Below are 4,275 nucleotides of genomic sequence, written 5' to 3' on the forward strand. Positions count from 1 at the left end.
GGACGTCCATGAGCACCACGTCCGGACGCAGCTCGGCGGCCAGCCGCACCGCCCGCGCGCCGTCCTCGGCCTCCCCGGCGACCTCGATGTCCGGCTCGCCCGCCAGGATCGAGCGGAACCCCGCCCGCACCAGCGTCTGGTCGTCGGCCAGCAGCACCCGGATCACGCCGCCTCCCCCGCGGGCAGCGGCAGCCGCGCCCGCACCCGGAACCCGCCATCCGGCCCCGGCCCCGCCGACACCTCGCCGCCCATCGACACCGCCCGCTCCCGCATTCCGCGCAACCCGTGGCCGCCGCCCGTCCCGCCGGACGGCCCGCACCCGTCGTCGTCCACCTGCACCACCAGCGCGTCCTCGGACCGCTCGATCCGCACCGTGACCGTCCTCGCCCGCGCGTGCCGCACCGCGTTGGTCACCGCCTCCTGGACGATCCGGTACCCGGCCAGGTCGATCTCGACGGGCAGCCCGGCCGCCGCGTCCCGGCCGTCCAGCCGGACCGCGAGGCCCGCCGCGACCGCCTGGTCCAGCAGCTCGCCGACCCGCTCCAGCGACGGCGCGGGGGCGACCGGCACGTCCTCGTCCACCTGCCGCAGCACGCCGAGCGCGGTCCGCAGCTCCCGCAGCGTCTCGCGGCTCGCCTGCTTGATCGCCTCCAGCGCGGCGTACGCCTGCCCGGGCTCCTCCCGCCGGTGCAGCGCCGCGCCCGCCTGCACGTTGATCAGCGAGATCTGGTGGGCGAGCACGTCGTGCAGCTCCCGCGCGATCCGCAGCCGCTCCTCGACGGCCCGCCGCGCGGCCTCCCGCTCCCGCGTGGCCTCCGCCTCCGCCGCGCGCCGCTCCGCCTCCTCCGTCCGGGCCCGGCGGCCGCGCACGTAGTAGCCGAGCCACACCGTGACCAGCAGGCCCAGCGCGAGCCAGGCCAGCGCGTTGTCGTCCATGATCCGGCGCCCGCGGACGAGCCCGGCCCCGACGGCCGCGCCCTCGACGGTCCCGGCGGCGGTCAGCGCCACCCACAGGCGGCGCTCCACCGCGACCGTGAACAGCGCGACCGGGAACACCAGCGCGATCGAGCCGCCCGGATACCCGAGCGGGTAGTACAGCAGCACCGCGGCGGTCACCACGACCAGCACCGTCACCGGGAACCGCCGCCGCAGCGCCAGCGCCGAGGTGGCCGCCAGGATCAGCAGCGCACCGCCGGGCCACGGCGACCGTCCATCTGACGAATCCCGGACGCTGGACACCCCGAGGACCACCAGCGCCGCCAGCGCCGCGAACGCCGCGTCCCCTCGCGACACCCGCAGCTCCCGGACCACCCGCACGCCCTTACCGTAACCACCGCGCCGCGACGGCGGCCCGGGATCGCCGCCCGCGGGCGGGAAATCAGAAGATGCCGGGAATGCGGGGGCTGCCGTCCGCGCCGACCCCGGCGCGGAGTTCGTCCAGCTGGCGCCGGGCGCGGCCGTGTCCCGCACGGGCAGCGGCTTCGAAGTGCTCTTCGGCTTCGCCGGTCGCACCCCGGGCGTCCAGGATGACGGCGAGGTTGTACGCGGCGTCCCGGCCGCCGGCCGCCGCGCCCTTGCGCCACCAGAGTTCGGCCTCCTCGGCGCGGCCGGCTCGGAAGAGGTCGGTGCCGAGGTTGCTCATCGCGACCGGGTCTCCCTCCTCGGCGGCCTTGCGGAGCCACGAGCGCGCCTCGTCGTCCCGGCCGAGCGTCTCCAGGACGCCGCTGAGGTTGACCATCGCCTTGACGTCGCCCCTCTCGGCGGCGATCTCGTAGTAGCCGGCCGCCTCCTGCGCCCTGCCCTGGCCGACGAGCATGTAGGCCAGGTTGTAGGCCGACGTGCCGTCTCCGGCCTCAGTGCCCGCCCGCCACCAGCGTTCGGCCTCGTCCGGACGGGCCCGCTCGTCGGCGAGGTATCCGAGGTTGCGCATCGCGGGCGCGTATCCGGCGCCCGCCGCCTTCAGCCACAACCTTTCGGCCTGCTCTTTGTCGGTCTTCACGAGGCTGATTCCGAGGTTGTTCATGGCCCGCGGGTCGCTCGCCTCAGTCTCGGCGTCACCGCGGTCGTCGTCGTCCCGCATGTCTCCCTCTCGTCGCCGGCGTAGACGCGGATCCTTCCAGGTTTCGGGACGAGGCGGGCGCTCCCGGTCAGATGCCGCCGCCACCCACCGGCCGCCGCCGTCCGTGATCGCGGAAAAGGTGTCGGGGGCTGTCCGGGGGCGGCGCTAGGGTGCGGATCATGGCAGGCGAGGAGACGGTCAGGGTCGATCTGTGGATCTGGTCGGTCCGGCTGCTGAAGACCCGGTCGCAGGCGACGGCGGCGTGCCGGGCGGGGCACGTGCGGGTGAACGAGGAGCGCGCGAAGCCCGCCACGGCGGTCAAGGCCGGGGACGAGGTCCGGGTGCGGGTCGAGGGCCGCGAGCGCGTGGTCGTGGTGAAGAAGGTGATCCGCAAGCGGGTCGGCGCGCCGGTGGCGCAGGAGTGCCTGACCGACAACAGCCCGCCCCCGCCGCCGCGCGAGCTGACCATGCCCGCCGGGTTCCGCGACCGGGGGACGGGCCGTCCGACCAAGCGCGACCGGCGGGAGCTGGAGCGCCTGCGGGAGCGGCGGAACGCGCCCCTGTTCGGCGACCCCGACAAGATCAGGCGCAGCCTCGGCGAGGACTGACGGCCATCCGGCCCGGTCGCGGCGCGGCGTACGGGGTCAGGGCTTGAGGACGATGCGGATCGGGTCGCCCTCCTTGGTCTCCAGCGCGTGGACGGCCTTCGGGGCGTCGGCGAGCGGCACCACGGCGCTGACCGAGCCGGAGAAGTCGAGCCGGTGCGCGGCCAGCAGCCTGACCAGTTCGACGACGTGCTCGGACGTCGAGCCGTAGTGGCCGAGAAGCTTCTTCTGGAAGAAGCTGAACAGGGTGCCGTCGGTGATGGTGACGGGCCGGTCCGTGAGGCCGACCAGGGTGAGCCGTCCGCCGGGGGCGAGGACCGCGACGGCCTGCTCCCGGACGGCCGGGACACCGGCGAAGTCGAAGGCGGCGGCCACGCCGGCGCCGCCGGGGGCGGCGAGGACCGCGTCGCGGAAGCCGGGGTCGGCGGGGTCCAGGACGAGGTCGGCGCCGAGCGCGAGGGCGCGCTCGCGGGCGGCGGGCAGCGGGTCGACGGCGATGATCGGGGCGGCGCCGGCCATCCGGAGCAGCTGGACGCCGTGCGCGCCCAGTCCGCCGACGCCCCAGACGCCGACCGCCTCGGCGGCGCGGACCTGGGCGGTCGTGGTGATCGCGGCCCACGGGGTGGAGACGGCGTCGGGGACGAAGCAGGCCTGCTCGAAGGGCAGGTCGTCGGGGATCGGGACGAGCGTGTCGACGCGGGCGAGCGCGTACTCGGCCCATCCGCCGTCGTAGTCGACGCCCCGGGTGAAGGTGGCGCCGTCGCGCTCCTCGCCCGCCTGGAGCAGGACGCGGTCGCCGATCCGGGCGCGGGTGACGCCGGGGCCGAGCGCGTGCACGGTGCCCGCGACCTCGTGGCCGAGGGTGACGGCGTCGTCCTTCAGCCGGAAGGGGCTGAGGGTGCCGTCGATGAGGTGGACGTCGGAGAGGCAGACCCCGGCCGCCCCGACCTTGATCAGGACGTGGTCCGGGCCCGGCTCGGGCGTCGGGACCTGGTCCATCCGCAGCTCGCGTCCGCCGTCCGCGGTGAAGTGCAGCCGTCCGGCCAGCATGGTCCCCTCCTGACTCCGCCGCAGCGTGGGCGCTTTCGCGACGGATGAAGTTGTTTGTCCCTTTTCTACTCCCAACTCTCGACACAGTGTTGATGTTCCCGACGTGTCGTAGATCTCGACACGGTGTCGAGAGAGTCGACGCTGCTAGGATCACGGGCATGGCGACGTCCCGGGCCTCACGGAGCCGCCGCTCGTCCCGCCCCTCGGGCGACGAGCGCGAGGCGGCGATCCTCGGCACGGCCGAACGGCTGCTGGCCGAGCGTCCGCTGAGCGAGATCTCGATCGAGGACCTCGCCGCCGGCGCGGGCATCTCCCGGCCGACGTTCTACTTCTACTTCTCGTCCAAGAAGGACGTCCTGCTCTCGCTGCTCGACCGGGTGGCCGAGGAGGCCGACCGCGCGATCGTCCCGCGGCCGCCGTCCCCCATCGCCGACCCGGCGGCCTTCTGGCGGGACGTCCTCACCGCGTTCTTCGCGGCCTTCGGCGCGCACCGCGCCGTCACCGCCGCCGCGGACGCGGCCCGCGCGGGCGACCCGGAGATCGGCGCCCTCTGGACCCGGC

The 4,275-nt window shown here is 75.1% G+C and carries 6 protein-coding genes; 2 read left to right on the forward strand and 4 right to left on the reverse strand.

The window, feature by feature from the left end; all coding sequences use genetic code 11:
• From AB0J52_RS29785 to AB0J52_RS29795, 3 genes are all read right to left on the reverse strand, one after another.
• The coding region (locus AB0J52_RS29785) for a response regulator transcription factor (RefSeq protein WP_500185935.1) at positions 1 to 166 on the reverse strand (166 nt) is incomplete at its 3' end.
• On the reverse strand, positions 163 to 1,317 hold the full coding sequence (locus AB0J52_RS29790) for a sensor histidine kinase (protein ID WP_500185926.1): 1,155 nt from the start codon (positions 1,315 to 1,317) through the stop codon (positions 163 to 165). The genes AB0J52_RS29785 and AB0J52_RS29790, both read right to left, overlap by 4 nt.
• A 61-nt stretch (positions 1,318 to 1,378) precedes the next feature.
• Entirely contained in the window at positions 1,379 to 2,080 is a 702-nt protein-coding gene (locus AB0J52_RS29795; protein ID WP_500185928.1) for a tetratricopeptide repeat protein, read from the reverse strand.
• Positions 2,081 to 2,238: 158 nt separating this feature from the next.
• Between AB0J52_RS29795 and AB0J52_RS29800 the strand changes: the two genes are divergently transcribed.
• Entirely contained in the window at positions 2,239 to 2,667 is a 429-nt protein-coding gene (locus tag AB0J52_RS29800) for an RNA-binding S4 domain-containing protein (protein WP_500185930.1), read from the forward strand.
• A gap of 36 nt (positions 2,668 to 2,703) precedes the next feature.
• Here the strand turns inward: AB0J52_RS29800 and AB0J52_RS29805 are convergent, their stop codons facing one another.
• Entirely contained in the window at positions 2,704 to 3,714 is a 1,011-nt protein-coding gene (locus AB0J52_RS29805; RefSeq protein ID WP_500185932.1) for a zinc-binding dehydrogenase, read from the reverse strand.
• A 158-nt stretch (positions 3,715 to 3,872) separates the two neighbouring features.
• Here AB0J52_RS29805 and AB0J52_RS29810 point away from each other — a divergent pair.
• Positions 3,873 to 4,275, forward strand: a 403-nt coding sequence (locus AB0J52_RS29810) for a TetR/AcrR family transcriptional regulator (RefSeq protein WP_500185934.1), incomplete at its 3' end; no start/stop codon positions are given.

Source organism: Spirillospora sp. NPDC049652 (genome assembly GCF_040675125.1).
In the GTDB taxonomy this organism is placed as follows: Bacteria; Actinomycetota; Actinomycetes; order Streptosporangiales; family Streptosporangiaceae; genus Spirillospora.

Bases quoted from the DNA above. Each gene is read 5' to 3' on its own strand.
- AB0J52_RS29805 (WP_500185932.1), bottom strand. From the start codon at position 3,714: ATGCTGGCCGGACGGCTGCACTTCACCGCGGACGGCGGACGCGAGCTG.
- AB0J52_RS29795 (WP_500185928.1), bottom strand. From the start codon at position 2,080: ATGCGGGACGACGACGACCGCGGTGACGCCGAGACTGAGGCGAGCGAC.
- AB0J52_RS29800 (WP_500185930.1), top strand. From the start codon at position 2,239: ATGGCAGGCGAGGAGACGGTCAGGGTCGATCTGTGGATCTGGTCGGTC.